Here is a 25,650-nt window from a genome sequence, read left to right on the forward strand (position 1 = left end):
GGCAGTTGGCCGAGGTCGAACGTGCGGCCGGCAACGATGTGGCGGTTCGCCGGGTGTTGATCGCTCAACAGGACGACCGAAGGATCCGGGGCGGTTTCGACAGTCGGCGGTCTCGACTGAGGCATCGCCTTTGGGGTTTGTTGGCCGGATACGGTTACCGGATCGGGCGAATGTTCGTGGCGACGTTGCTCGCTTTCGCGGCTGCGGGCTTTCTCGGCTTCTGGGCAGGGCACACCCCGATCCGCGACGGGCGGTACGCGGCCGGCCACACGAGTCGGGCTGAACTGCCGTTCACGCCATGCTCGACATTCGAACAGATAGGGCTGGGAATCGATCGAGGTCTGCCGCTGGCGGCGACAGGCGTGCGAGAGCGGTGCGATCTGGACACGATCAGCCGTCGCGGCCAAGCGTTTGCTGCGGCGATCTGGCTCCTGCAGCTCGTCGTGTGGCTCCTGGCAACGCTCGTCGTGGTCGGATACTCCGGTTTGATTCGAAGAACCGACTGATCAGGTGGTGGGTGGCGTGCCACAGCTGGCGAGCGCGTTCTCCAACGCCGACCGCTCCGCAGGCGCGACAGAAAGCCCATAAGCGGCCTTCACCGTCACGTACATGCGCCCGTAAGAACACGCATACCCCGCATTGGGCGGCATCCACTGGTCCGGCGTCTTGTCGCTCTTCGACTGGTTCGCCTTCCCCGACACCGCGACGAGGTTCCGCAGGTCGTTCGCCGCCGCCACCCGCTGCTGCGGCGCCCAGGCCGCCGCCCCGCTGCGCCACATCTCCGCCAGCGGCACCACGTGGTCGATCTGGATCTTCGACGTGCCGGAGATCTGCGAGCCGGTGTACGGGTCGTCCAACGTCCCGGACTGCACGCCGCACCGGCCGGGCTTGCGCTCGACGTTGGTGAGATCGCGCGCCAGGACCTGGCTGCGCTGGTCGCACCCGTCGCCGTCCGCGTCGAACCACGGCTGGCCGAACACGCACGCCTTGCCGTCGTCGCAGTCGCGCACGTAGCCGTCGAGCCTGCCCGGTGCCGCCACGGGCAGTGCCGCCAGCGAGGTGCGTGCCGTCGCGGCGTCGAGGGTTCCGGCGGGCACCCGGTCCAGCTGGGGGCCGGAGGAGGCGAGGGGCAGCGCCGAGCAGCCGCTCAGGAGGAGGATCACCAGCAACCACCGCATGCGGAGGGCATACCCGTCGCCGCGAGCGATCATGGCCGCTCAACGGCCTAACTCGCGGGCGACGGATGCCGGACAGGGCTACCCCAGCGTGGACGTCAGGAACTCCGACCACTTCTCCTGAAGGCCTGCCGTGTCACCGAAGATGTGGTGACCGACGGCGTGCGTGCCGTGGAACCGATAGAGCCCCTCGGGCCCACGCACGCCCAAGAACACACTGGGCACGCCGTAGTCGATGACGCCGTGAATCCCGAACGGCTCCAGCGTCACCTCGTCGCCGACCGAGAAGTCGACGGGCACGCCGAGCGCCGCGGCGAGGCGGGGCCACGCGTCCTCGGGCTGCTCGGCCGGTGCCTGCGCGAAGACGTACGTGCCGCGCTGACCGGTGAAGTGCTTGACGTACTGGCCCAGCGTGAACAGGTACATGTTCCAGCCGTGCGACTGCTGGTCGACGAACTCGTCGCCCCAGCCGTCGGCGAGGATGCCGGTGTGCACGAACCGCAGGACCGTCGACCCCTGGTCGCGGCCCTCGATCAGGTACTCCATCGCGTGGAACGTGCCGTCCTCGCCCTTGTCGCTCTCGTAGGCGAGGCGTTTGCCGGGCTCCCAGGCCGTGATCGTCGAGGCTTCCTGGAAGAAGCCCAGGTCGAGCGACATGCGGCCGCCCATGCGTCCGTCGACGGTGTGCGGGCCCATGAACCACGAGTCGATGCCGGGTCCTGTCGCGATGGCGTCCCAGACCTCGTCCGTGGTGCCCTCGACCTCGACTTCCTTGCTGATCTCGAACTCGTGGGTCACGACTGCTCCTCCTCCTTGACGGCGTTGACGCTCGGGTGCAGGGCGACGACGACTCGGTGCGGGCGCCCTCCTTCGGCCTGTTCGTCGTGGTACTTGGCGACGAGCTGCGTGACGCAGCCGGCCAGCTCCTCGGCGAACGCCGCCCGGTCCGCGGCGGTGGCGAACCGGATCTCGCCGTCCAGCGCGAAGGTCGCCAGCCGCTTCTTCGCCTTGGCCGCGCCCGTGATCAACGTGCCGACGTCGCGCACCAGCCTGGCCGAGACCGCGAGCAGCCACCGCGCGGACAACCGGTCGGGTGACCTCGCCGGGTCGGGCTGCACGGCCGCGAGCGCGGTCGGGGAGATGACGTAGGACGCTGCGGTCGCCTGCAGCAGGCGTTCGTTGACGTTGCCCTTGCGCCGTTCCTCGACGAGCTCCACCAGGCCGTGCTGCTCCAGCGTGCGCAGGTGGTAGTTCACCTTCTGCCTGGGCAGGCCGACCTTCGCGGCGAGCATCGTCGCCGATCCCGGCTCTGCCAGCTCCGCGAGCAGCCTCGCCCGCACGGGGTCCAGCGACACCTCGGCCGCGGACGGGTCCTCGATCACCGCCACTTCGAACATGGGGCAACCGTCGCACCGAAAACAAATTTAGTCAAGAACTGAGTTGCTGTCGGTGACTTTGCTCCACCTGGGTGGCATTGGAGCCGGTAACGTAAGCAGCGTCTCGATTGGTCGTTGCCAGATAGCAACCCCTGAGGAGACGAACATGATCACAATGCTGGTCCTGACGCTGCTGGCGTTACCCTTCGCCCTGACCGCCGCCAACGTCGGCAGACGCAGGTGGATACGCAAGAGGGGCGTCGCACGGGTGCGCGCCGAGCTCCACGGCTTCCACGCCGAGCTGGCACGTCAGGGGCTCAGTCACTTCTCCGGCCGGTGAAGCTCGCCCGACGGTGAGATCCGGGTGACCAGGTCGCCGAAGCGGTCCAGCAGCGCGGCCGTGACGGTCTCCGGTGTGCCGACGACGCAGAACTCGTGCAGCACCTCGTCGGTGACCAGCTCGCTCATCTCCACCCACTGCTGCCGCCGCGACATGCGGTGCAGCTCCTCGTGCAGCGCACCCCAGCCGTGCAGGTCCAGCACCGGCCGGTACGCGGGCGTCGACCCGTAGAACGCGATCTGCCGCTTGACGTCGGCGATCTCCTCGTCGTTCGTCGCGGCGAACACGGGCCCGCTGATCTCGAAGCCCTCCAGCGTCTTCCCCGACTTCGCCCGGCCGCGTTTCAGCGCAGGCAGGGTCACCTCGCGCAGGTAGCGCTCGGTCGTGAAGTTGTGGCACAGGAAGCCGTCCGCGACCTCGCCCGCCACCTCCGTCATCCGCTCGCCGACGCCCGCGAGGTAGATCGGCGCGGTGCCGTGCGGGTTGGGGCCCGGGTTGAAGAACGGCGTCATCAGCGTGTGCTTGTAGAACTCGCCGCGGAACGCCAGCCGCTCGCCCGTCTCCCACGCGTGCCAGATCGCGCGGATCGCCAGCACGAACTCGCGCATCCGCGCGGCCGGCCTGCTCCACGGCATCGCGAACCGCTTGGTGATGTGCGCTTCGACCTGCGAGCCCAGGCCCAGGTTGAACCGGCCTCCCGACAGCAGCTGGAGGTCGTTGGCGGTGGTGGCGACGGTCATCGGGTTGCGGGCGAACGCCACCGCGATCGCCGTGCCCAGCTCGATCCGCTCGGTCGCCGCGGCGGCACCGGCCAGCGCGAGGAACGGGTCGTGCTTCGTCTCGGCGAGCCAGAACCCGTCATAACCCCGGTCCTCGGCGCTCTTCGCGATGGCTCCGGCATCGGCGGGGGTGTAGTCGACGGCGGCCTTGTCCAGCTTCATGGTGCTGAGGCTATTAGCGGTAGCGGGACTCGCACGCGATGCCGTTGCGGTTCTCGTCGAGCTCGACGCGGTAGCCCGGCTGGCCCCAGTAGAGCGGCGCGGCGCCGGCGCGGCGGGCGTCGTCGCAGGTCGCGAAGAACACCGGCGGCTTGGCCTGGGTGGTGGTCACCTTCGGCTTCGTCGTGGTGGTGACCGGCGCGGGAGGCGGTGGCGGCGGGGGAGTCGTGGGCGTCTCGGTCGTGTCCTTGCCGCCGCACGGCGAGCCCCAGAGCCCCATCGGGACCTGTTGCGCGACCGTCTCGGCCTCCTTCTGCACGGGCGTGGGGGTGCCCGCGGTGCGCGCGGCGCCGTTGCCCAGCGCGAGCAACGCGTAGTCGGTGCCGTCGGCGAGGCTGAGCGCGCCGGTGGTGCGGTCGTAGCGGACCTGCTGGTTCAGCAGCATGCTCTTCGCGAAGCCCGCGGCGGCGTCCGCCCAGCACGGGCCGGGCTGGGCGAGGCCGCTGACCTCGACCTTCGTCCCGTCGGACAGCACCACCGCGCGGCCGTCGACGATCGAGGCCACGGTGATGTCGAGCTGCGCGGGCGGCACCGACGCCGACGTCGTCACCGGTGTGTTCTCAGCCGGTTTCTCGACGGCGACGGGTGTCGACTGCTGTATCTGTGTGGCACATCCCGTCGTCAATGCGACCAACAGGACGCCGCTCACAGCTCTCCACCCCGACATGGCACCGAATAGTGCCGTAGATCGTCCGTGTGGCCAAGGTTACGTATTTGCCTGCGCCAGGTTCACCCGTGACCGAACTGAAATACGGAGATGCCCAGTTCAGCGGGCGGGCTTGAGCGTCCAGACGACCGTCATCTCACCGGTGGTGACGCCCTCGGCGTTGGTGATCGTGATCGTCACCGGGAACTCGGGCCGCGTGCCGGACTCGAGCTCGGCCAGGACGTCGTCGGCGGAGCGGCCCAGCACGGCCTCCGCCCGCAGGACGCCCGTCGCGATCTTCTTGTAGGAGATGTCCGCGCGGACGGCGAGCGGCGTGGCCTTGCCGAGGTGCGAGGAGAACGCGGCCATCACGACGGCGCCGGACGCGGACTCGCCGAGACCGAACATCACCGCGGCGTGCGGCCCGCCGATGTGGTTGTGCAGCGTCGGCTGGTCCGGCAGCGACACGACGACGCGGCCGGTGGAGACCTCTTCGAACTCGATGCCGGTGGTCTTCACGTACGGCACGGCCTGCTTCATGGCGTCGGCGACGAACGACACGTCTTGGCTCATGAGAGGGATGCTACCGATGAGTAACCCAGGTGACTACCCATCGGTAACAGCCACTCCGCGTGTGCATAGCACTCCACAGTGGAGTGAGACCTGAAACTCACTTGCAATCCGGCGGACCGGGATGGATGCTTGTGTCCAGCAACTAGTTGGGTGATACAAGCAACGAGGTGTCAGATGGTCGATCCGGGCAGGTGCATCGGCGTGGACATGGGCATCGATCCCGAGCACGAGCTCGCGGACCGTGTCGGCATGGCCATGGTGCGCCTGAACAAGATGCACGCCCAGGTGTCGCACCAGCTGGCCAAGCAGGGCATGGACAAGTCCGCCTTCGTTCTCCTCGCGACTCTCTCCGGACTCGGGGAGTGCCGCTCGAGCGCGCTCGCGGAGGCGGTGCTCTCCGACCCGTCCACGGTCAGCCGGCAGGTAGCCGGGCTGGTCAAGGACGGGCTCGTGGAGAGGCGAGCTGATCCGGCAGACGGCCGAGCCAGCGTTCTCGCTGTCACGAAGGCGGGATTCACGCTGATCAAGGACCGGCGCCGGCAGCGCAACGAGGCCATCGAGCGGATGTTCGCCGAATGGCCGGCAGAGGACATCAAGAACTTCGCGGAACTGTTCGAGCGCTTCGTCCAGGACTACGAGCGCTCGGTTCCGGCGTACATGACCGACCGCGGGACGGGGACCCGCGCAGGAGGGGAAAACTAGAAATGTCACAGACGACCGATGCGGCGACACCGACGCCAGGGGCCTCCCTGACGCATCGCCAAATCCTGACGATCCTGTCCGGCCTGCTGCTGGGCATGTTCCTCGCGGCGCTGGACCAGATGATCGTCGCCAGCGCCATGAAGACCATCGCCGACCAGCTGCACGGCCAGACGTTGCAGGCGTGGGCGACCACCGCCTACCTGATCACGGCGACCATCACGACCCCGTTGTACGGCAAGCTGTCCGACATCTACGGCCGCAAGCCGATGTACCTCGCGGCGATCTCGCTGTTCCTCGCCGGCTCGCTGCTCTCGGGCATCGCGACGTCGATGTACGAGCTCGCGGCGTTCCGCGCGGTGCAGGGCCTCGGCGCCGGTGGTCTGATGTCGCTCGCGTTCGCGATCATGGCGGACATCATCTCGCCGCGTGAGCGCAGCAAGTACTCCGCGTACTTCATGGCCGTGTTCGGTTCGGCCAGCGTGCTCGGCCCGGTCATCGGCGGTGTGTTCGCCGGTCTCGACACGTTCCTCGGTGTCACCGGCTGGCGCTGGGTGTTCCTGGTCAACGTGCCGATCGCGCTGCTCGCGCTGTTCGTCGTCGCCCGCGTGCTGAACATCCCGCACCAGCGAGTCAACCACCGCATCGACTTCGGTGGCGCCATCGCGCTGACCGTCGGCCTGGTGCCGCTGCTGATCGTGGCCGAACAGGGCCGCGAGTGGGGCTGGGCGTCGGCGACGTCGATCATCATGTACGTCATCGGCGTGGTCGGCCTGATCGCGTTCGTGTGGGTCGAGAGCCGCATGGGCGACGAGGCGCTGCTGCCGATCCGGTTGTTCCGCAACCAGACCTTCGCGCTCGGCAACACGATCAACTTCGTCCTCGGCATCGGCATGTTCGGCGGCATGGTCTCCATCCCGCTGTACCTGCAGATCGTCAAGGGCGTCACGCCGACGACCGCGGGCCTGATGCTGCTGCCGATGACCTTCGGCATCATGTCGGCCACCGCGATCTCCGGAAAGATCACCTCGTCCACCGGCCGCTACAAGATCTTCCCGATCATCGGCGCCGGCCTGATGGCGATCGCGTTGTTCCTGTTCAGCACGATCGGCACGGACACGCCGAACTGGCAGACCATGATCTACATGTTCATCATGGGCGCCGGCCTCGGCCAGTGCATGCAGACGCTGCTGCTGGCGATCCAGAACGACGCCGAGCCCCGCGACATGGGCGTGGCGACCGCCTCGGCGACGTTCTTCCGCCAGATCGGTGGCACCGTCGGCACCGCGGTGTTCCTGTCGATCCTGTTCAGCACGGTCGGCGACAAGATCGCCGAGGGCCTCAAGGCCGCGCTGCAGACCGAGGCGTTCAAGTCGGCGCTGGGCCACAACCCGGACTTCGCCAAGATGCTGCAGGGCGGCGGCGGTTCGGGCGTGGACATCAACAACACCGAGTTCCTCAAGAACCTCGACCCGGTGCTGGCGAAGCCGTTCCTCGACGGGTTCTCCGGCGCGATCGACCTGGTCTTCATGACCGGCGGCATCGTGATGGTGGCGGCGTTCGTCCTCGTGTGGTTCCTGCGCGAGAAGCCGCTGTCGACCAAGTCGGGTCTGGAGCGGGTCGCGGACGCCGAGGCTGTCGCGATCCACTAGTGAGCTGCTGACTGCGTGAGGAAGGCCCCCGGCTTGGCGTCGGGGGCCTTCTGCGTTGCTGGGGAGGGTCGGCTGGGAGGGCGCGCTGGATCGGCGGGTGGTCAAGGCGGCGGATGGCTCGGGGTTGGCGGGACGGCCGGGTTCGGTGGGGCGGAAAGGACTTGGCGGGCCTGGCGGGCCTGCCCTTGCGGGTCCGCGCTGGCGGGTCCGCTGGCCGAGCCGGCTGGCTGCGCCCAACTGAGGGTCCCCTCGGCGCGATGCGTCGTCTTGCGCGCACGTGCGGTGGCAGTGCGAGGGTTTTATCGCCGGGCGCCTGGAATCGAGCTTTCGCGCCCGTGCGCGTGGAATCGAGGTTTCGCGGCCGTCCGCGCGTCGGCCACCGCCTGCTTTCAGGTCGCGTTGCGGCGGAGGGGTCCCCTCAGCGCGATGCGCAGCCTTGCGCGCACGGGTGCTGACGGTGCGAGGGTTTTATCGTTCCGCGCCCCGAGGCCGAGCCTCCGGCACCGGGTACGCGTCGGGCCAACGAAGCTGCGCCACCAGACGTGCGCCAGCTGCACGACCAACCCCGTCAGCCCGCGTCGGATGAACCAGCCCCGTGAGGCGCGCGTCAGAGCCCACCTGCTCCGTCAGGCGCCCGCCCCGCCGAGCCAGGTCGCGCACCCGCCCGCCCAACGACAAAGGCCGTCCTCCCAACCGGGGGACGGCCTCATCGCGCACGCCTCAGTGGAACGTCTCGCCGTTGGCCTCGGCGTCCTTCAGGCGCTGGTAGGAGCGCTTGATCTCGGCCTCGGCCTCGGTGCGGCCCACCCAGGTCGCGCCCTCGACGCTCTTGCCCGGCTCCAGGTCCTTGTAGACCTCGAAGAAGTGCTGGATCTCCAGGCGGTCGAACTCCGCCAGGTGGTGGATGTCGCGCAGGTGCTCGTGCCGCGGGTCGAAGGCCGGGACGCAGAGAACCTTGTCGTCGCCGCCCTTCTCGTCGGTCATGCGGAACATGCCGATGGCGCGAGCCGCGATCAGGCAGCCGGGGAACGTCGGCTCCTGGACGAGGACGAGGGCGTCCAGGGGGTCGCCGTCCTCACCCAGGGTGTTCTCGATGAACCCGTAGTCGGCGGGGTACTGCGTCGACGTGAACAACGTGCGGTCGAGGCGGATGCGACCAGACTTGTGGTCCACCTCGTACTTGTTGCGCACGCCCTTGGGGATCTCGATCAGGACGTCGAACTCCACTGGTCCTCGCTCATGTAGCCCATTCGTGACCCCACTAGTGTGGACCACGACGCCCTGTCAACCCTCATCGGAGCGGCGGCTCGAGGGTGTGAGATTGCCCGTACCGAGCTCACGGAGGTCCTCTTGGCGGACGAGCCCCAGTGGCCGACCGAGGACGACGACGCCGAGTCCGCCGGCGCGTCCGCCGAGGCGACGGTGCAGGTCAGCCGTCCGTCCGTGGACCAGCCGACGATGCGGTTCCCGTTGGCGTCGGTGCTGTCGGCACCGTCCACACAGGAGCCTCTGCGCTCGTCGCCCGTCCGTGCGGTGCCCGGCGGGCAGCCGGGTGGTCGGAAGGGGCCTCAGCAGGGGTCGGGGAGCACTTCCGGCGACAAGCCGGGTGGGAAGTCTCACGCACCGATTGGTCCGGAAGTCGGCCAACCCCGGCAGGCCTCGGAGTCCGAGCGCACCGTGGTGGACCTCAAGCCGGTCGAGTCCCCGCGGGCGGCCCCCGTGCGGATCCCGTCGGGGGAGAAGGCGCCGGCGGTCGAGCCCCAGCGCCAGCGGACCCGCGTCGTGCCGAAGCAGGACGTCGCCAACGCCAAGACCGCGCGCGTCGACCAGTTGCCGGCGTCGAACCAGTCGTGGTTCGACCAGCAGGCCACGCCGGACGCGAAGCGCCCTGACCAGCCTCCTCGTCAGGAGCAGCCGCCGCCCATCGCGACCGTGCGCGTCGACCAGCTCCAACGCCAGGAGCAGGCCCGCTTCGAGAAGCAGCCGCAACAACAACCGCCGAAGCAGCCGCAGCGCCCGGCACCGCCGCGTCCCGAACCCCAGCAGCAGCGCCCCGAGAAGCTCCCCGTCACCGGCTACGAGGAGGAACCGGAGGACCGGCTCACCCACGACGAGCCCAGGAAGAGCCGCAAGGCCCTCTTCGCGGTCCTCAGCCTCCTGGTCGTGGCGGCGCTGGCCGGCGCCACCGTCTACGCGGTCAACGAGTTCGGCGGCACCGAGGCCGTCGAGACCAGGCCGCCCGCCCCGCCCGCCGCCGTCCAGCAGCTCGTCAAGGCGGCCACCGCGGGTGGGCCGGCCCCGTCCGCCGGCGGCGTGAAGCAGGCCCTCACCGGTCCGGCGGGCAACGGTGTCCTCGGCACGCTGACGGGCAGCGTCGTCGACCCCGCCAACGGCTCCGCGCTGTGGCAGCAGGGCGACACGACGCCCGCCACCCCCGCGTCGAGCCTGAAGATCCTCACGGCGGCCGCGGCCCTGCTCAGCCTGGAGCGGACCGACCAGCTCAGCACCAAGGTCGTGCAGGGCGCCGAGCCCGGCACGGTCGTGATCGTCGGTGGGGGCGACCCGACCGTCTCCGGCGTTCCCGGCCGGTCCGTCTACCCCGGCGCCGCGTCGCTCGACGACCTGGTCAACCAGGTCAAGCAGAAGGGCGCCGTCACCAAGGTCCTCTTCGACCTCAGCCGCTACACCGGCGAGGCGCTCGGGCCGCAGTGGGAGCAGGCCGACATCGGCGGCGGCTCGGTCGCGCCGATCGTGCCGTTCATGCTCGACGGCGGGCGGGTCGACCAGGCCAACGTCAACGGCGCCCGCACCGGCAGTCCCGGTCAGGCGGCGGCCGACGCGTTCGCGCAGCGCATCGGTGCCCCCGGCGCCACCGCGGGCACGGCACCGGCCGGCGCGCAGGTGCTCGGCGAGATCAAGTCGGCGCCGGTCGAGCAGCTCGTCGACAACATGATGCAGATCTCGGACAACGTCCTCACCGAGGCGGTCGCCCGCGAGATCGCGATCAAGACCGGCAACGAGCCGTCGTTCGCGGGCGGCGTCAAGGCCGTGCGCGACATCCTGACCAAGAACGGGTTCGACCTCACCGGCGCGACCTTCGTCGACGGCAGCGGCCTCTCCGCCACGAACAAGATCCCGGCCAAGCTCCTCACCGACGTCCTCACCGCCTCGGCCAAGCCCACCCTGGACGACCCGCGCACCGCGAAGCTGCGTCCACTGTTGACGGCGCTGCCGGTCGCGGGCGGCAGCGGCACGCTCGCCGGTCGCTACACGGGCAACTCCGCGGAAGGCAAGGGCTGGGTGCGGGCCAAGACCGGCACTCTCACCGGCGTGAACGCGCTCGCCGGCGTGGTCGTCGACGTCGACGGGCGGGTGCTCGTCTTCGCGTTCATGTCGGCCAGCAACGGCAATCCGGAGACCGAGGTGAGGCCGGCGCTCGACGTGATGGCTGCTGCGTTGCGAGGCTGTGGCTGTTCGTAGCGGGGCGTGCGCAGGTAGCGTCGGAAGCGTGAACGGCGCGACGGAGGCAGAGCTCGGACCGGTGGACTGGGACCTGGCGGTCTCGACCGCCGTTCGTCTCGTGCGACCAGGACCGGTGATCGGCAAGGACGAGGCCGACCACGTCGTCGGCAGGCTTCGCGAGCTCGCTCCGCAGGCCGAGGTCCACGTCAGAGAGCTGACAGGGCTCGGTCAGGGTCTGCCGCTGCTGCCGGGCGAGGTCGTGGACCGCCCCGCGTGGGTGAAGGCCGCCGCGCAGGGCCTGGCCGCGTTGACCGGGCCCGCGATGACCCGTCCGACCGGTCCGATGGCGGGCATCCTCGCGGGCACGGCCGGTGTGCAGGCGGGCGTCGTGATGGCGTTCCTGTCGTCGCGGGTGCTCGGGCAGTACGACCCGTTCGGCCCAGAGGACCAGCTCGCCGGGCGCCTGCTGCTGGTCGCGCCGAACATCGTTGGCGCGCAACAGGCCCTGGACGTGCCGGACGACGACTTCCGGATGTGGGTGTGCCTGCACGAGTGCACGCACCGCCTGCAGTTCACCGGCGTGCCGTGGCTGCGCCGGTACTTCTCCGACCAGGTGACCGCACTGCTGTCCTCAATGGACGAGGAACGGGCGCCGCTGTCCGACGTGATCCGCGACTTCCGGCAGAAGCTGCGCGAGGGCGACGGTCCGATGGGGCTGATCGAGCTCATCCAGTCGCCGCAGCAGAAGGCCGTGCTGGACCGGTTGATCGCACTGTCCACTTTGCTCGAAGGCCACGCGGACCACGTGATGGACGCGGTCGGTCCCTCGGTGGTGCCGTCCGTCTCGACCATCCGCAGCCGCTTCACCGCGCGCCGCAAGGGCGGCGGCCTGCTCGACCGGATCCTGCGCACGGTGCTCGGCGTCGAGGCGAAGGTGCGCCAGTACGAGGAGGGCGCGGAGTTCACCTCGTACGTCGTCGAGCGCGTGGGCATGGACGGCTTCAACGCGATCTGGACGTCCGCGGACACCCTGCCGACCCGTGCCGAGATCGCCGAACCCCTGAGCTGGCTGCGCCGCGTGGCGCCGTGAACGGACCGGTCGCCGAGATCAGGACGGCCGTCCGCAGGTTCCTCGACGAGGTCCGCCCGGACGCGGTGACCGTCGCGGTCTCCGGCGGCGCGGACTCGCTGGCGCTGGCCGCCTGCGTGGGCAGGCTGCTGCCCGGCGCGTCCGCGGTGGTCGTCGACCACCAGCTCCAGCCGGGTTCGGCGGACGTGGCCCTGCGCGCGTCCGCCCAGTGCGCCGGGTTCGGCCTCGTGTCGCGCGTGGAGGCGGTGCGGGTCGAGGGGCCCGGCGGCCCCGAGGCGGCGGCGCGCACCGCCCGGTACGCGGCGCTGAGACCGGCGGATGGGATCGTGCTGCTCGGCCACACCCTCGACGACCAGGCGGAGACCGTGCTGCTCGGCCTCGGCCGCGGCTCCGGTCCGCGCTCGATAGCCGGCATGCGCGCCTACGACCACCCGTGGGGCCGTCCGTTGCTGGGCGTCTCACGAGCCGTCACGCGCGCCGCGTGTGTGGAGCAGGGCATCGAGCCGTGGGAAGACCCGCACAACACGGACCCGTCGTTCACCCGTGTGCGGCTGCGTTCGGAAGTGCTGCCGTTGTTGGAGGACGTGCTGCAGGGCGGCGTCGCATCGTCGTTGGCACGCACGGCGGCCCAGCTTCGCGAGGACTGTGACGCACTCGACTCTCTCGCGTCGGCCTTCAGCGGCGACTGCTGCGCCATCGACGACATCGCCGAACTGCCTGCGGCTTTGCGGCGCAGAGTGCTCCGATCGTGGCTCATCGAGGAGGGTGTGCCGGAACTGTCCGATTCGCACCTGCGACGAGTTGACGCCCTGGTGAGTGAATGGCGCGGTCAGGGCGGTGTCTGGCTACCTGGCGGCTTTGTCGCAAGCCGTGCGCATGGCAGGCTCGTTGTGGAACCACAGTCTTAAGCAGAGGGGACCTGTCCGTGTACGACGGCGACATCGCATCCGTGCTCATCACCGAGCAGGAGATCAGCGACAAGGTCACCGAACTCGCCAAGCAGGTCGCGGCTGATCACCCAGAAGGTGACTCCGACCTCGTGCTCATCACCGTGCTCAAGGGCGCCGTGATGTTCATGGCCGATCTCGCTCGCGCGCTGCCCGTCCCGGTGCAGCTCGAGTTCATGGCCGTTTCGTCCTACGGCTCCTCCACGTCGTCCTCCGGCGTGGTGCGGATCCTGAAGGACCTGGACCGCGACATCGCCGACCGCAACGTGGTGATCGTCGAGGACATCATCGACTCGGGGCTCACGCTGTCCTGGTTGCTGAAGAACCTGCAGTCCCGGCGGCCCCGGTCGTTGCAGGTGTGCACGCTGCTGCGCAAGCCGGACGCGGTGAAGGTCGAGGTGCCGGTGAAGTACGTCGGGTTCGACATTCCCAACGAGTTCGTCGTCGGGTACGGGCTGGACTATGCGGAGCGGTACCGGGATCTGCCGTACATCGGGACGTTGGACCCGAAGGTTTACTCGAACTGAGGATTTGGGGACGGGCTTCCAGCGTGGTTTTGCCATGGGGCCGGGCGAGTTCCAGCGTGGTCGCTCTGGGCGGTTGGGTGCCTGTTCCAGCGTGGGCGTGCACCTCGGACGAAGACCTGGGTGCATCGCCGCTTCGCGACGATCCGCGATTGGGTGCGCCGCTGCCCAGCGGCGTGAGGGAAGACGGCTCGCCTTCGGCATCGCGGTTGGAAGTGCGGGTGTTGATACGGCTCGCCTAATGAGTGGTGGGCCGGTCGTCTGGCAGGCTCGGTTCTGGTAGCGCTGGTGGGTGAGCACTTGTCTCGCCTGGACGGTGGAGTCCTTGCCGAAGATCGTGCCCTCACCGGTGCCGGGAGAACGGGATCGCTGCTGGGATGTCGTGCCCGTCCGCTGGGCGTGAGCACTGTTCATTAGGTCGCTGATGTGTTCTCCCGCTGCTGCTCGGCGATGTCGACGGGAGGGCACGATGCTGCTGTTGGTGGGTGATGACTGGGCCGAGGATCATCACGATGTCGAGGTGATGGGCGCAGGCTCGCGAAGGCCCGGTTGCCGGAGGGTGTGGCGGGGATGGCCCGGTTGCACGCGTTGATCGCCGAGCACGCCGGTGATGTGGACGCCGAGGATGTGCAGGTCCGGGTCGGGATCGAGACCGATCGGGGTCCGTGGGTCGCGGCGCTGGTCGCCGCGGGCTATGAGGTGTTCGCGGTGAATCCGTTGTCGGTGGCGCGGTTCCGGGACCGTCATCAGGTGTCGGGTGCGAAAAGCGATGCGGGGGACGCGCATGTGCTGGCGGACATGGTCCGCACCGACGCCCACCAGCTGCGGCCGGTCGCGGGGGACTCGGCCGGGGCCGAGGGCATCAAGGTCGTCGCCAGGGTGCACAAGACGCTGATCTGGGACCGCACCCGTCACACGCTGCGGCTGCGGCACTCGTTGCGGGAGTACTTCCCGGCAGCGCTGGCGGCGTTCCCGGATTTGGACGCGGCGGACACGCTGGAGTTGCTGGGCCGGGCGTCTGATCCGGACAGCGCGAAGAGGTTGTCGTTCAACCAGATCCGTGGCGCGTTGCAGCGGGCGCGGCGGCGTGACCTCGACGTCAAGGCCGCTGAGATCCAGGCCGCGTTGCGCACCGAGCAGTTGGGCCGGCCGCCGGTGGTGACCGCCGCCTACGCCGCGACCACCCGCGCCACCATCGCGATCCTGGCCACGCTGGCCGAGCAGATCCACGGCTTGCAGGACGAGGTCGAGGCCCATTTTGGCCGGCACCCGGACGCTGAGATCGTGCTGTCCCAGCCGGGGATGGGACGCGTTCTCGGCGCTCGGGTGCTGGCCGAGTTCGGAGACGACCCCGCCCGCTACACGAGCGCGAAAGCCCGCAAGAACTACGCCGGCACCAGCCCGCTCACCATCGCCTCCGGCCGCAAACGCACCGTCCGCGCCCGGCACGTCCACAACGACCGGCTACTGGACGCCCTCATCGCCCAGGCCTTCGTCGCCATGCGCGTCAGCCCCGGCGCCCACGCCTACTACCAGCAACAACGCACCCGAGGACTGGGCCACAACCCGGCGCTACGCCAACTCGCCAACCGCCTCGTCGGCATCCTGCACGGCTGCCTCAAAACCCACACCCACTACAACGAGGACACCGCCTGGGCCCACCACACCACCGCCGCTTGACATCCCCAGCAACTGGGATGTCTTCGGCATCGCTTGAAAGACGAACGCCGGGCCTCCCACGTGGGAGACCCGGCGTTCGTCGTGTGCGAGGACGGTCAGCAGTTCGGGCGGCAGCGCCGCTGCGACACCGCGTCGAGGAGCACGCCGCGGATGTCCTCCGGGTTCTTCGCCTGGTAGGCCTTGCCGCCGGTGGCGGCGGAGATCGAGCGGAGGGCGTCCATGTCCACCTCGTCGCCCAGGCCGACCATGATGATCGGGACGGGCTTGGCGGGGTCGGACTCCCGCTTCAGCGTCTCGATGAGGGCGGCCGTGTCGATCGACGAGATGTCGTCGTTGCGGCCGTCGGTCATGAGGACCACGGAGTTGACCTTCGACGCGTCGTAGCCCGCCAGGACGTGGCGGAACGCTGCCAGGGTCGTGTCGTTCAGCGCCGTGCCGCCGCCCACGAGGTTGGTGAGCTGCGAGGCGCCTGCTTCCAGGCGCTTGCGGCGGGCCACGCCTGCCAGGGGTTCTCCCAGCGGGCCGATCGGGACCAGTTCGATCCAGTCGTTCGGCGGCTTCTTGTCCGTGGAGAAGGCCCAGAGGCCGATCTGGGTGGTGTCCGGGAGCATCGAGAGGGCGGTCATCGAGGCCTCGGTGGCCGCCTCGACGCGGGTCTTGCCGTTGCCGCTCTTCTCGATCATCGAGCCGGAGACGTCGATGACGGTCAGCATGCGCATGTCGAGGCTGATGGCCCCCCAAGTGCGCAGCAGTTCGGAGACCTGGTCGGCGTTCGGGGTCTCGATCAGCTTCACGTCGCCGGCCTGCACGCCCTCGACGTCGGTCGACCACTTGGCAGGGGCCGCGCCCTGGACCGTGCGGAAGCCTGCCTCACCGAAGCGCTTCGAGGTGTTCGCCGAGCGCAGGACCTTCTCGAACTCGGCCGCCGCCTCGCCGATGCCCTCCGGCTCGTTCGGGCGGGAGACCCGGACCAGGGGGTAGTCGAACGAGAGCGTGCCCTCCTTGGGCGGGGCGCCCAGGACGGCGTTGGCCTTGACCGAGCGGTTGTTCGCCACGACCGACTGCTCGGTGGCGGCGAAGAGCGGGGCCTTGTCGGCGTCGGTGGTGACCTTGCCGAACGAGTCGCGCACCGACGGGACGGCGCTGCGGCCCACCCGGAGCAGGGTGCCGACGAGCTCGGGCTTGGGGGTGCCGTCCGCGTTGCCGAGCAGGGTTCTGATCACGAACAGCGAGGCGAGGCCCTCCGACGTCATCGTCGGGTCGCTCATCGAGATCTGGACCCTCGGGTCGACGACCTTCGCCCAGGAGACGGGCTGGACCGGGAAGCCGATCTTCGACATCGCCTGTTCCGAGCCCGCCATCACGAGCGGGCTGGACGCCAGCGAGGGCTTGATGTCCAGCTTCGGGGCCTCCGGGCCGGTCTCCGCTGACTGGCGCTGTGCCTCGGCCGCCCACATCGACGAGTCGGGGATCCACAGCGAGTGCGGGTTGATCTGCGCGGTGGGCAGCTCGTTGGCCACGTCGGCCGCGTTGCGCGACTCGACCTGGACCTGGACGCACCGGCCGTTCACGACCGGTTGTGACCGCTGGTAGTCCTGGGCGGCCGCGTTCACCACGTCCAGTGCGGCGGGGGTGACGGCGACCTTCAGGGGCAGTGCGCCGGAGCAGTCGGCACCACTGGTGACACGCAGTGCCACAACTGTGACGCCTGCCGCCGCGACCACTCCGAGCAGGGCGCCCACGGGGAGGGCCACCCGCCGGAACAAGCCGGGGGAGGTGTGACGTGCTGACATACAGTTACTTACCTTCGGTCACGTGTTCACTCTTTCGAGTGGCGGGGAAACACTCGGGGGAGGTATGAGGATGACATGTGACCCCCAAACGTACTGAGACGGCGTGACCTGCGTCACTCGTCCGGGTGGCGGCAAATGTTCCGGATGAACCAAAGTGCGTGAACATGCGTGGCGGGGGTCACGAGCGGGAACCCGGAACCGTCCCCGCCCGTTGGTTGCTCAGTACCCGACCAGCGGGCGGTAGGCTGGTCGGACGCGGTATGTGGGTCTTCCACTGCCCGACGCGCAAGTCAGGGAGGGTCGAGGCCGCCCGCCGGCCGTAAGTGCATGGACCGCAAGCGCCTGCTTCGCAACCCGCTGCTGTGGATCGCTGCGGTGTTGCTGCTCTACTTCGTCTTCACCGTGCTCTTCGACGACTCACGGGGTTATCACCAGGTCAAGACCTCCCAAGCGCTGCAACAGGTGCGCGACGGGAAGGTCAAGGAAGCCACGATCGAGGACAAGGAACAGCGCCTCCGCCTCACCCTCACCGACGGCACCACGTTCGAGGGCAGCAACCGCCTGATCACGCAGTACCCGGCCAGTGCGACGGACGAGATCTTCAACGTCCTCGACCAGGCCGGCAACAAGCCGACGGTGGAGACCAAGGTCAGCCAGGAGTCGATCCTGATGCAGATCTTGATCTACCTCGTGCCGCTCGGCCTGCTGTTGCTGCTGCTCATGTGGATGATGAACAACGCTCAGGGCGGGGGGAACCGCGTCCTGAACTTCGGCAAGTCCAAGGCGAAGCAGCTGTCGAAGGACATGCCCAAGACGACGTTCGCCGACGTCGCCGGTGCCGAGGAGGCCGTCGAGGAGCTCGAGGAGATCAAGGACTTCCTCCAGAACCCCGGCCGCTACCAGGCGCTCGGGGCGAAGATCCCCAAGGGCGTGCTGCTGTACGGCCCGCCGGGAACCGGCAAGACGCTGCTCGCGAGGGCCGTCGCCGGTGAGGCCGGGGTGCCGTTCTACTCGATCTCCGGCTCGGACTTCGTCGAGATGTTCGTCGGTGTCGGTGCCTCCCGCGTCCGCGACCTGTTCGAGCAGGCCAAGCAGAACGCGCCGTGCATCATCTTCGTCGACGAGATCGACGCGGTCGGCCGCCACCGCGGCGCCGGCCTCGGCGGCGGTCACGACGAGCGCGAGCAGACGCTCAACCAGCTGCTCGTCGAGATGGACGGTTTCGACTCGCGCGGCGGGATCATCCTGATCGCGGCGACGAACCGCCCCGACATCCTCGACCCCGCCCTGCTGCGCCCCGGTCGCTTCGACCGCCAGATCCCGGTGTCCGCACCGGACCTGAAGGGCCGCAAGCAGATCCTGCGGGTGCACTCGAAGGGCAAGCCGCTCGCCGCGGACGCCGACCTCGACGGACTCGCGAAGCGCACCGTCGGGTTCTCCGGCGCCGACCTCGCGAACGTCATCAACGAGGCCGCGCTGCTCACCGCGCGCAAGAACGGCAACATCATCGACGGTGCCGCGCTCGAGGAGTCGGTGGACCGCGTGATCGGCGGTCCGGCCCGCAAGAGCCGGATCATCTCCGAGAAGGAGAAGAAGATCACCGCGTACCACGAGGCAGGGCACGCCCTGGCCGCGTGGGCGATGCCGGACATCGACCCGGTCTACAAGGTCACGATCCTCGCCCGCGGCCGCACGGGTGGTCACACCCTTTCGGTGCCGGAAGAGGACAAGGACCTGATGACCAGGTCCGAGATGATCGCGCGACTGGTGTTCGCACTGGGTGGCCGGTCCGCCGAGGAGCTCGTCTTCCACGAGCCCACGACGGGTGCGTCCAACGACATCGAGCAGGCGACCAAGATCGCCCGCGCGATGGTCACCGAGTACGGCATGAGCGCGAAGCTCGGCGCCGTGAAGTACGGGCAGGAGCAGGGCGAGCCGTTCCTCGGCCGCTCGGCCGGCCGCCAGGCGGACTACTCGCTGGAGGTCGCGCACGAGATCGACGAGGAGGTGCGCAAGCTCATCGAGGCGGCGCACACCGAGGCGTACGAGGTGCTCAACACCTACCGCGACGTCCTCGACGACCTCACGCTCGAGCTCATCGACAAGGAGACCCTGCACCAGAAGGACCTGGAGCGGATCTTCGCCCGCGTCGAGAAGCGGCCGCGCATCACCCAGTTCAACGACTTCGGTGACCGCACGCCGTCCGACATCCCGCCGGTCAAGACGCCCGGCGAGCTCGCCAAGGAACGCGGCGAGCCGTGGCCGCCCGTGGTCGAGGACGTGATCGAGGAGGAGCTGCAGCAGGAGGACGCCACCGCTGCGGAGCCGCCCACCGAGCAGCTGCCCTCGCCGAACGGGACGAACGGCGTGCACCAGCCGGGACAACCGTCGAACCAGGCGGGTCCGCCGAACTACGGCGCCCCGCCCGGATGGACCCCGGCGACCGTGCCCGGCGGCAAGCCGCACAACGTCTGGGAGCCGAAGAAGCCGCAGCCGGACCAGGACGAGCGGCAGTGACCGAGCACCACCAGCTCGACGGAGACGCCGGCCTCACCCACCACGGGGAGGCCGGCGTCTCCGCGCGGCGGGTCTTCGACCAGGGCCGCGCGGAGGCGGCGGTGCGCGAGCTGCTGATCGCGTGCGGTGAGGACCCGGAGCGGGAAGGCCTGCGCGAGACACCCGCACGGGTGGCGCGGGCCTACCGGGAGTTGTTCGCCGGGCTCTACACCGACGCGGACTCCGTGCTCGCGAAGACGTTCGACGAGAGCCACGAGGAGCTCGTCCTCGTCACCGACATCCCGATGTTCAGCTTCTGCGAGCACCACCTGCTGCCGTTCCACGGCGTCGCGCACGTCGGGTACATCCCGAACGAGAAGGGCCGCGTCACCGGGCTCTCGAAGCTCGCGCGGCTGGTCGACCTCTACTCGAAGCGGCCGCAGGTGCAGGAGCGGCTGACGTCGCAGGTCGCCGACGCCTTGGTGCGCAAGCTGGAGCCGCGCGGCGTGATCGTCGTGGTCGAGGCCGAGCACCTGTGCATGGGCATGCGCGGCGTGCGCAAGCCCGGCTCGCGCACGACGACCTCGGCGGTGCGCGGGTTGCTGCGCACGTCCGCGTCCACGCGGGCGGAGGCGATCGAGCTGATCAAGGGCCGGACGCGGTGAGCGGACTGCCCCGTCCCGGCCGGTGCGTCGTGATGGGCGTGCTCAACGTGACGCCGGACTCGTTCTCCGACGGCGGCCGCTACCTCGACCGGCGGAACGCGGTGGCGCACGGCGTCGAGATGTTCGAGCGCGGTGCCGACCTGATCGACGTGGGCGGCGAGTCGACGAGGCCCGGTGCCGAGCGCGTCGACGCCACCGAGGAGATCGCCAGGGTCGCGCCGGTGATCCGTGCGCTGGTCGCCGAGGGCGTGCCGGTCAGCGTGGACACGATGCGCGCGGCCGTCGCGGAGGCGGCGCTGGAGGCGGGTGCGTCGATCGTGAACGACGTGTCCGGTGGCCTGGCCGACCCGGAGATGGCGAAGGTTGTCGCCTCGGCGGGTGTGCCGTACGTGCTGATGCACTGGCGTGGGCACAGCACGGAGATGGACTCCCTCGCGCGGTACGACGACGTCGTGATGGACGTGCGCTCGGAGTTGCTGGAACGCGTCGAGGCGGCGATGGCGGCGGGGGTCGCGGAGTCGTCGATCGTGCTCGACCCCGGCCTGGGCTTCGCGAAGCTCGGCGACCACAACTGGGAGCTGTTGCAGCGCCTGGACGAGCTGGTGGAGCTGGGTTTCCCGGTGCTGGTGGGTGCGTCGCGCAAACGCTTCCTCGGCACGTTGCTCGGCACCCGTCCACCGGACGGCAGGGAGGACGCGACCGCGGCGGTGTCCGCTCTGGCCGCGTTCAACGGAGCGTGGGGTGTGCGGGTGCACGACGTCGACCGGTCGCTGGACGCGGTCGCCGTCGCCGGTGCGTGGAGGCGGGGACATGGCTGACCGGATCGCGTTGACGGGCCTGCGGGTGCGCGGCCACCACGGCGTCTTCGAGCACGAGAAGCGCGACGGGCAGGAGTTCGTCGTCGACATCACGCTCTGGCTCGACCTCTCCTCGGCCTCGCGCAGCGACGACCTGAGCCAGACCTACCACTACGGCGAGCTCGCGGAGATGGCCGCGGCGATCGTCGGCGGCGAGCCGTACGACCTCATCGAGACCGTCGCCGGTCGGATCGCCGACGAGGCCATGAAGGACCCGCGGCTGCACGCGGCGGAGGTGACGGTGCACAAGCCGTCCGCGCCGATCCCGCTGACGTTCGACGACGTGTCGGTGACGATCCGCCGCTCGCGCCGGCTGGCCGCCCCGGTGCCCAAGGAAGCCCGGTGACCCGCGCGGTCCTCTCGATCGGCTCCAACCTCGGCGACCGCTTCGCGCACCTGCAGTCCGTGGTGGACGGCCTGCGCCCGTTCGTCGTCGCCGTTTCGCCGGTCTACGAGACGGCCGCGTGGGGCGTCGAGGACCAGCCGGACTTCTTGAACGCCATCGTGATCGTCGCTTCGGACGACGTCGACGAGTGGGGCTGGCTGCGGCGCGGTCAGGAGCTGGAGAACGCCGCCGGGCGCGTGCGGGAGAAGCGCTGGGGACCGCGCACGTTGGACGTGGACGTGGTTTCGGTGGACGGGGTGAGGTCCGACCACCCGGAGCTGCTCCTGCCGCATCCTGGGGCGTTTGAGCGCGGGACGGTGCTCATCCCGTGGCTCGACGTGGAGCCGGACGCGGTGCTGCCGGGACGCGGACCCGTTGCGGCGCTGGAGTTCTCCTCCGACGGCGTGCGCAGGCGCGACGATCTCGTGCTTTCGGGTTGGATGGGCTCGTGAGGTTCACCCGCCCCCGCGACCTCGTGGCCGTCGCGATCATCGCCGGCATCCTGGCGCACCTGCTGCTGCGGCTCTCCTACGACTCGCTGCCACCGTTGCCCGTGCTGGCCGGCTCGACGCTGGTCGTCATCGCCGTCGTCGAGGTCGTGTTCGCGTTCTCGTTGCGCGCCAGGATCCAGCGCCGGGCCGGCGCGCGTCCGGTGCAGCCGCTGACGGCGGCCCGAGCGGTCGCTTTGGCAAAGGCTTCGTCCGTTTTGGGCGCTTTGATGTTCGGGGTCTGGGCCGGGTTGTGGATCTTCGTGATGCCCGTCCGCGACTCGTTCCCCGCAGCCTCGAACGACCTGGTGGCCGCTGTCGTCGGGGTGATCTCGGCGCTACTCCTGACGGCCGCGGCCCTGTGGCTCGAGCACTGCTGCAAGACGCCCAACGAGGGTTCCGGAAACGAGATAGATACCCGGCCGTAGGTCTCAGTCCCATAACTACGCGGTACCGTAGTCCGCATGACCGGGCGTGGCGCGTCGATGGACGACGAGCAGGAAGATCACGGTCGTGGCTCCGGGCGGTTGCTCTTAGTAGCGGCATTGGCGCTCGCCCTCGTGGCCGCGGCGGTGCTCGTGCTGAGCGACAGCGCCCGAATGCTGCGTCTGGCCGTGGTCGCTGCTCTGTGGGCAGCACTGGTGGGTGCTTTCCTGGCCGCCAGATATCGCCGTCAGGTCACCGAGCGTGACGACGAGGTGGCCGACCTCCAGTCCGTCTACGAGCTCGAGCTGGAGCGCGAGGTCGCGGCCCGCCGCGAGTACGAGCTGGAGATCGAGTCCGAGACGCGCAAGCGCATCGAGGAGGAGTCCAGGGCGGACATCGAGGCGTTGCGCGCCGACCTCCATTCCCTGCGCGACAACCTCCAGGCGCTGCTGGGCGGTGACGTCCTGGTCGAACGGGTCGCGCTGCGCGCGGAGTCGACCCGCCTGCGCGCCCTCGCCTCGGAACCCGGCCGCCTGACGCCGGGTGCCGAGAAGCGGATCATCAACGCCATCGCCGCGTCGTCGGTGCCCGCCGAGAAGCCGTCGGAGCGCACCGAGCTGATCGAACGCGTCGCCCACGACGCCAAGGTGCAGCCGCCGCGCCGCGAGCCCGTCCGCCCCGAACCCGCGCGCCCGGAGCCGACCCGCACCTCACCGCGCCCGCAGCCGGCCGTCGTCCGCCGCGAGCCCGTGAAGGCCGCGAAGCAGGAGCCGGCCCGTCCGCAGCCCCGCACGTCGGCCGCCGCGGCGGTGTCGGCCAGGCTCGGCGGCGCCAAGCCGGCCCCGGTACCGCCGCCCACCGTGAAGGCCCCGCCGGTCCAGGCCCAGGTGCAGCGCACCGAACGCGTGCAGCGCCCGCCGGTCCAGCCGCCGCCCGTCAAGCCCCCGTCGAACCGCACCGAGGCGTTGGCACGGCCGGAGCAGCCTCCGAAGGCGCCCGCCGTGAAGCCGGTGGAGCCCCGCAAGCCCGAGCAGCCCCGGTCTCGCGCGGCCGAGCGGACCGCGATGATCGACCCGAAGTCGTTGCAGCAGACCGGCGGTGGCCGCCGTCGCGCCGACGACCGCCCGACGCCCGCGCCGGTGCAGGACAGCGGTTCGTGGGAGACGCTGAACCCGGACGCCCCGTCCGCGCCGGCCTCCGGTGGCCGCAGGCGTTCCGAGGACGCCGCCCCGCCCCGCCGCACGAAGTCCGAGGACTCCCTGGTGTCGCTGCCGCCCGTCGGTGGCCGCCGCGCCTCCGAGCAGTCGTCGGCCCGCCTGCCGGTGGTGTCGCCCGGCCGCCGTTCCGCGACGGACGACGCCCCGGTCTCCGGCCGCCGGGTGGCCGAGGACTCGTCCACCCGCCTGCCCGTGGTGTCGCCCGGTACCGGCCGTCGCGCGGCGCCGGAAGACCCGTCCGGTGCGCACGCGGACGGCAAGTCGGTGAGCGAGCTGCTCGCGTCCCTGGGCGGGGGCGACGCACCGCGCCGCCGTCGCCGCCGGGACGACTAGTCGTTCGAGCGGCCGGTTACTTGTCGATGTCGCCGACGATGACGGCGAACGAGCTGAGCACGCCCGGCAGGTCGTCCACCTTCGTGCCGGGCAGCAACGCCGACAGCGCCTGGACGTTGTTGAACGACGGCGTGCGCAACTTGAGCCGCCACGGCGTCTTCTCGCCCCGTGACGACAAGTGCACCCCCGAAGTGCCCAACGGCGCCTCGACGCGCGTGTAGACCGAGCCCTCGGGTGCCTTGATGGCTTTGGGAAGCCGCACGTTCACGGGTCCGCTCGGGAGCTGTTCGAGGCAGGCCTTCGCGAGCTTCGCCGACATCAGCACCTCGTCCAGCAGACACCGCACCCGCGCCGCCGCGTCGCCCTCCGTGCGGACGACCGGGGTGAAGTCCAGCGACCGGTAAGCGGGCAACGGGTCGTCGCGCCGCAGGTCGAAGTCCACCCCGCTGGCGCGGCCGATCGGTCCGGTGACGCCATAGGCCAGTGCGTCGACCTTGGTCAGAACGCCCAGCCCGGAAAGCTTTCCGAAGTCGATCTCAAGCTCGTCCGTGTCCACAGTGGACAAGAACTCGGCGACCCTGTCCGTCCAGCCCGCCGGCACGTCCTCGCGCAGGCCGCCGATCCGGTTGAACATGAAGTGGATGCGCCCGCCCGACGCCTCTTCCATCAGGGCCTGGACGCCTTCGCGGTAGGCGGCGGCGTTGGGGGACAACGGGGTCAGGAACACCATGTGCGCCATCAGCCGGTTGAGTTCACACAGCAGCACGCGCAGCCATTGGGCCCTGACGGGAACATCCATGCCCGTCATGCGCTCCACGGCCAGCGCGACCGCGAGCTCGTTGCAGAACGCGGACAGCCAGTCGTGCCGATTGGCCAGCGTCAGGACCTGTCGGTAGTCGCGCACCTCGAAGAGCTTCTCGGCGCCCCGGTGCAGGTGTCCGACGAGGGGCTCGGCCGCGGTGATCACCAGGTCCGGCGTGACGGTCAGGCGCAGGCGGTAGGCGCCGTGGGCCGACGGGTGCAGGGGGCCCAGGTCGATCACGCGGTCGACGCCGAGGTACTGGGCGCCCGCTCCTACGCCGACGGTGATCTGCTCGCTCACCGGAGCATGGTTTCACGGCGCGGGGACGGGCTGGGAGGTGCCGGTCCGGCCGGGGTGGTGGCGCGGACGGGGTGAGCCGGGAGCGCGGCCAGGGGCGGTAGGGGTGAGGCGGCGGTGCGCGACGTGCGGCCTGGGTGCGGGCCTGGGTGGCTTGGACAGCGAGGCTCAGTCGCGCCGCGCGGCTTGTGGTGATGGGAAGCAGCCACAAGCCGCGTGCGGCTCACCGCCCGGACGTGCGGCGGCCTCGCGCGCCTCGGCCGGACGCCCCGGCGTCAGCGGGCGGCACGCGGTCAATCGCTCACGACCTCGTCACCGCGAAGAAGAAGCACCCGTGCGACACGCTCCGGACCTGCACCGACTCGATCGAAGGATCGTTGAACAATCCCTCGATCACACGATCGAACGATCCCGGCTCCACCACCGCGCCGTCGTGGATCTGACCTGCGGCGTTGTAGGAACGGAGGATCCGGGGATTGTTCAACAACTCAACAGGGAGACGATCCAACGAAGGAGCGCCGGGGCAGTCCACGTGCGTGAACACCGGCCCGACCTCGGCGTACGGCCCCTTGCCGGACGAAGGCGAGTACCGGAACAACCAGACCGGCTCACCGGGCGACGACTTCCGCAGGCAGCACCGCAACGGCACGTCGGGCTCCGAAGCGCGGTACTCCCGGCCGGGGTCGGAGAACGAGGCGTCGGGCGAGACGGTGTGGATTCGCATACCGC

The 25,650-nt window shown here is 69.8% G+C and carries 25 protein-coding genes and 1 pseudogene; 16 read left to right on the plus strand and 10 right to left on the minus strand.

Annotation, left to right across the window (positions count from 1 at the left end; genetic code table 11):
* Nucleotides 1-5: 5 nt before the first annotated feature.
* The gene (locus ACFWV3_RS29040) at nt 6-506 is read left to right on the plus strand and encodes a hypothetical protein (protein WP_382415639.1); all 501 of its coding nucleotides are present in this window, start codon (nt 6-8) and stop codon (nt 504-506) included.
* On the opposite strand, the gene ACFWV3_RS29045 is transcribed toward ACFWV3_RS29040, so the two are convergent.
* From ACFWV3_RS29045 to ACFWV3_RS29055, 3 genes are read right to left on the minus strand one after another with little or no spacing between them, the layout of a single operon-like run.
* Nucleotides 507-1,211 carry an HNH endonuclease family protein gene (locus ACFWV3_RS29045; protein WP_382415641.1) on the minus strand — a complete coding sequence of 235 codons (705 nt, stop codon included), beginning with the start codon at nt 1,209-1,211 and terminating at the stop codon, nt 507-509.
* A 45-nt stretch (nt 1,212-1,256) separates the two neighbouring features.
* Nucleotides 1,257-1,973: an SRPBCC domain-containing protein gene (locus tag ACFWV3_RS29050; RefSeq protein ID WP_382415643.1), complete on the minus strand. Its 717-nt coding sequence runs from the start codon at nt 1,971-1,973 to the stop codon at nt 1,257-1,259.
* A complete protein-coding gene (locus ACFWV3_RS29055) occupies nt 1,970-2,572 on the minus strand; it encodes an ArsR/SmtB family transcription factor (protein ID WP_382415645.1) in 603 nt (200 codons plus the stop codon). Before ACFWV3_RS29055 ends, ACFWV3_RS29050 begins: the two co-directional genes overlap by 4 nt.
* Before the next feature lie 145 nt (nt 2,573-2,717).
* Here ACFWV3_RS29055 and ACFWV3_RS29060 point away from each other — a divergent pair, with 145 nt between their 5' ends.
* Nucleotides 2,718-2,891 (plus strand): hypothetical protein, encoded by a 174-nt coding sequence (locus ACFWV3_RS29060; protein WP_382415647.1) that lies wholly within the window; start codon nt 2,718-2,720, stop codon nt 2,889-2,891.
* Here the strand turns inward: ACFWV3_RS29060 and ACFWV3_RS29065 are convergent.
* The 3 genes from ACFWV3_RS29065 to ACFWV3_RS29075 all read right to left on the minus strand — a co-directional run bounded on the left by ACFWV3_RS29065 (nt 2,873) and on the right by ACFWV3_RS29075 (nt 5,108).
* Nucleotides 2,873-3,832, minus strand: coding sequence for a TIGR03617 family F420-dependent LLM class oxidoreductase (locus ACFWV3_RS29065; protein WP_382415649.1), 960 nt, complete (start codon nt 3,830-3,832; stop codon nt 2,873-2,875). The genes ACFWV3_RS29060 and ACFWV3_RS29065 overlap by 19 nt on opposite strands.
* Nucleotides 3,833-3,845: 13 nt before the next feature.
* Nucleotides 3,846-4,439: an excalibur calcium-binding domain-containing protein gene (locus ACFWV3_RS29070; protein WP_382415651.1), complete on the minus strand. Its 594-nt coding sequence runs from the start codon at nt 4,437-4,439 to the stop codon at nt 3,846-3,848.
* A 216-nt stretch (nt 4,440-4,655) separates the two neighbouring features.
* The gene (locus ACFWV3_RS29075; protein WP_382415653.1) at nt 4,656-5,108 is read right to left on the minus strand and encodes a DUF4442 domain-containing protein; all 453 of its coding nucleotides are present in this window, start codon (nt 5,106-5,108) and stop codon (nt 4,656-4,658) included.
* Between the two features lie 174 nt (nt 5,109-5,282).
* Between ACFWV3_RS29075 and ACFWV3_RS29080 the strand changes: the two genes are divergently transcribed.
* Nucleotides 5,283-5,810, plus strand: a complete 528-nt coding sequence (locus tag ACFWV3_RS29080; RefSeq protein WP_382415655.1) for a MarR family winged helix-turn-helix transcriptional regulator — start codon at nt 5,283-5,285, stop codon at nt 5,808-5,810.
* A 2-nt stretch (nt 5,811-5,812) separates the two neighbouring features.
* Nucleotides 5,813-7,459 carry an MDR family MFS transporter gene (locus ACFWV3_RS29085; protein WP_382415657.1) on the plus strand — a complete coding sequence of 549 codons (1,647 nt, stop codon included), beginning with the start codon at nt 5,813-5,815 and terminating at the stop codon, nt 7,457-7,459.
* Between the two features lie 720 nt (nt 7,460-8,179).
* Here the strand turns inward: ACFWV3_RS29085 and ACFWV3_RS29090 are convergent.
* Nucleotides 8,180-8,686 (minus strand): inorganic diphosphatase, encoded by a 507-nt coding sequence (locus ACFWV3_RS29090; protein WP_382415659.1) that lies wholly within the window; start codon nt 8,684-8,686, stop codon nt 8,180-8,182.
* Nucleotides 8,687-8,809: 123 nt separating this feature from the next.
* Between ACFWV3_RS29090 and dacB the strand changes: the two genes are divergently transcribed.
* From dacB to ACFWV3_RS29115, 5 genes and pseudogenes are all read left to right on the plus strand, one after another.
* Nucleotides 8,810-10,939: a D-alanyl-D-alanine carboxypeptidase/D-alanyl-D-alanine-endopeptidase gene (dacB, locus tag ACFWV3_RS29095; RefSeq protein WP_382415661.1), complete on the plus strand. Its 2,130-nt coding sequence runs from the start codon at nt 8,810-8,812 to the stop codon at nt 10,937-10,939.
* A gap of 28 nt (nt 10,940-10,967) precedes the next feature.
* Nucleotides 10,968-12,011: a zinc-dependent metalloprotease gene (locus ACFWV3_RS29100; protein WP_382415663.1), complete on the plus strand. Its 1,044-nt coding sequence runs from the start codon at nt 10,968-10,970 to the stop codon at nt 12,009-12,011.
* On the plus strand, nt 12,008-12,919 hold the full coding sequence (gene tilS, locus ACFWV3_RS29105) for a tRNA lysidine(34) synthetase TilS (RefSeq protein ID WP_382415665.1): 912 nt from the start codon (nt 12,008-12,010) through the stop codon (nt 12,917-12,919). The genes ACFWV3_RS29100 and tilS overlap by 4 nt, the downstream gene beginning before the upstream one ends.
* 17 nt (nt 12,920-12,936) lie before the next feature.
* Nucleotides 12,937-13,485, plus strand: coding sequence for a hypoxanthine phosphoribosyltransferase (gene hpt / locus ACFWV3_RS29110; protein WP_325517542.1), 549 nt, complete (start codon nt 12,937-12,939; stop codon nt 13,483-13,485).
* Between the two features lie 469 nt (nt 13,486-13,954).
* Nucleotides 13,955-15,162, plus strand: a pseudogene (locus ACFWV3_RS29115) (IS110 family transposase).
* A 95-nt stretch (nt 15,163-15,257) separates the two neighbouring features.
* Here ACFWV3_RS29115 and ACFWV3_RS29120 read toward each other — a convergent pair.
* Entirely contained in the window at nt 15,258-16,955 is a 1,698-nt protein-coding gene (locus tag ACFWV3_RS29120; RefSeq protein WP_382415666.1) for a substrate-binding and VWA domain-containing protein, read from the minus strand.
* Between the two features lie 327 nt (nt 16,956-17,282).
* Here ACFWV3_RS29120 and ftsH point away from each other — a divergent pair, with 327 nt between their 5' ends.
* From ftsH to ACFWV3_RS29155, 7 genes are read left to right on the plus strand one after another with little or no spacing between them, the layout of a single operon-like run.
* The gene (gene ftsH / locus ACFWV3_RS29125; protein WP_382415668.1) at nt 17,283-19,472 is read left to right on the plus strand and encodes an ATP-dependent zinc metalloprotease FtsH; all 2,190 of its coding nucleotides are present in this window, start codon (nt 17,283-17,285) and stop codon (nt 19,470-19,472) included.
* Complete coding sequence (gene folE / locus ACFWV3_RS29130; RefSeq protein ID WP_382415670.1) at nt 19,469-20,116, plus strand: GTP cyclohydrolase I FolE; 648 nt, start codon at nt 19,469-19,471, stop codon at nt 20,114-20,116. The genes ftsH and folE overlap by 4 nt, the downstream gene beginning before the upstream one ends.
* Nucleotides 20,117-20,148: 32 nt before the next feature.
* Nucleotides 20,149-20,934: a dihydropteroate synthase gene (gene folP / locus ACFWV3_RS29135; RefSeq protein ID WP_382415759.1), complete on the plus strand. Its 786-nt coding sequence runs from the start codon at nt 20,149-20,151 to the stop codon at nt 20,932-20,934.
* On the plus strand, nt 20,927-21,319 hold the full coding sequence (folB, locus tag ACFWV3_RS29140; RefSeq protein WP_382415672.1) for a dihydroneopterin aldolase: 393 nt from the start codon (nt 20,927-20,929) through the stop codon (nt 21,317-21,319). Before folP ends, folB begins: the two co-directional genes overlap by 8 nt.
* Nucleotides 21,316-21,810 (plus strand): 2-amino-4-hydroxy-6-hydroxymethyldihydropteridine diphosphokinase, encoded by a 495-nt coding sequence (folK, locus tag ACFWV3_RS29145; protein WP_382415674.1) that lies wholly within the window; start codon nt 21,316-21,318, stop codon nt 21,808-21,810. The genes folB and folK overlap by 4 nt, the downstream gene beginning before the upstream one ends.
* Nucleotides 21,807-22,274, plus strand: coding sequence for a DUF3180 domain-containing protein (locus ACFWV3_RS29150; RefSeq protein ID WP_382415676.1), 468 nt, complete (start codon nt 21,807-21,809; stop codon nt 22,272-22,274). Before folK ends, ACFWV3_RS29150 begins: the two co-directional genes overlap by 4 nt.
* A gap of 36 nt (nt 22,275-22,310) precedes the next feature.
* Nucleotides 22,311-23,822: a DUF6779 domain-containing protein gene (locus ACFWV3_RS29155; protein WP_382415678.1), complete on the plus strand. Its 1,512-nt coding sequence runs from the start codon at nt 22,311-22,313 to the stop codon at nt 23,820-23,822.
* A gap of 16 nt (nt 23,823-23,838) precedes the next feature.
* Here ACFWV3_RS29155 and ACFWV3_RS29160 read toward each other — a convergent pair whose 3' ends face one another.
* Nucleotides 23,839-24,924 (minus strand): NADH-quinone oxidoreductase subunit D, encoded by a 1,086-nt coding sequence (locus ACFWV3_RS29160; RefSeq protein ID WP_382415680.1) that lies wholly within the window; start codon nt 24,922-24,924, stop codon nt 23,839-23,841.
* Between the two features lie 298 nt (nt 24,925-25,222).
* Entirely contained in the window at nt 25,223-25,645 is a 423-nt protein-coding gene (locus ACFWV3_RS29165) for a DUF1203 domain-containing protein (RefSeq protein ID WP_382415682.1), read from the minus strand.
* Nucleotides 25,646-25,650: the final 5 nt, after the last annotated feature.

The sequence above is a fragment of the Lentzea sp. NPDC059081 genome, assembly GCF_042738015.1.
Taxonomy (GTDB): Bacteria; Actinomycetota; Actinomycetes; order Mycobacteriales; family Pseudonocardiaceae; genus Lentzea.

Coding starts and splice junctions, on each gene's coding strand:
- folB (WP_382415672.1), top strand. CDS start 20,927: ATGGCTGACCGGATCGCGTTGACGGGCCTGCGGGTGCGCGGCCACCAC.
- ACFWV3_RS29120 (WP_382415666.1), bottom strand. CDS start 16,955: ATGTCAGCACGTCACACCTCCCCCGGCTTGTTCCGGCGGGTGGCCCTC.
- ACFWV3_RS29060 (WP_382415647.1), top strand. CDS start 2,718: ATGATCACAATGCTGGTCCTGACGCTGCTGGCGTTACCCTTCGCCCTG.
- ACFWV3_RS29080 (WP_382415655.1), top strand. CDS start 5,283: ATGGTCGATCCGGGCAGGTGCATCGGCGTGGACATGGGCATCGATCCC.
- ACFWV3_RS29155 (WP_382415678.1), top strand. CDS start 22,311: ATGACCGGGCGTGGCGCGTCGATGGACGACGAGCAGGAAGATCACGGT.
- ACFWV3_RS29055 (WP_382415645.1), bottom strand. CDS start 2,572: ATGTTCGAAGTGGCGGTGATCGAGGACCCGTCCGCGGCCGAGGTGTCG.
- ACFWV3_RS29165 (WP_382415682.1), bottom strand. CDS start 25,645: ATGCGAATCCACACCGTCTCGCCCGACGCCTCGTTCTCCGACCCCGGC.
- ACFWV3_RS29075 (WP_382415653.1), bottom strand. CDS start 5,108: ATGAGCCAAGACGTGTCGTTCGTCGCCGACGCCATGAAGCAGGCCGTG.
- ACFWV3_RS29085 (WP_382415657.1), top strand. CDS start 5,813: ATGTCACAGACGACCGATGCGGCGACACCGACGCCAGGGGCCTCCCTG.
- folP (WP_382415759.1), top strand. CDS start 20,149: ATGGGCGTGCTCAACGTGACGCCGGACTCGTTCTCCGACGGCGGCCGC.
- ACFWV3_RS29065 (WP_382415649.1), bottom strand. CDS start 3,832: ATGAAGCTGGACAAGGCCGCCGTCGACTACACCCCCGCCGATGCCGGA.
- ftsH (WP_382415668.1), top strand. CDS start 17,283: ATGGACCGCAAGCGCCTGCTTCGCAACCCGCTGCTGTGGATCGCTGCG.
- ACFWV3_RS29045 (WP_382415641.1), bottom strand. CDS start 1,211: ATGATCGCTCGCGGCGACGGGTATGCCCTCCGCATGCGGTGGTTGCTG.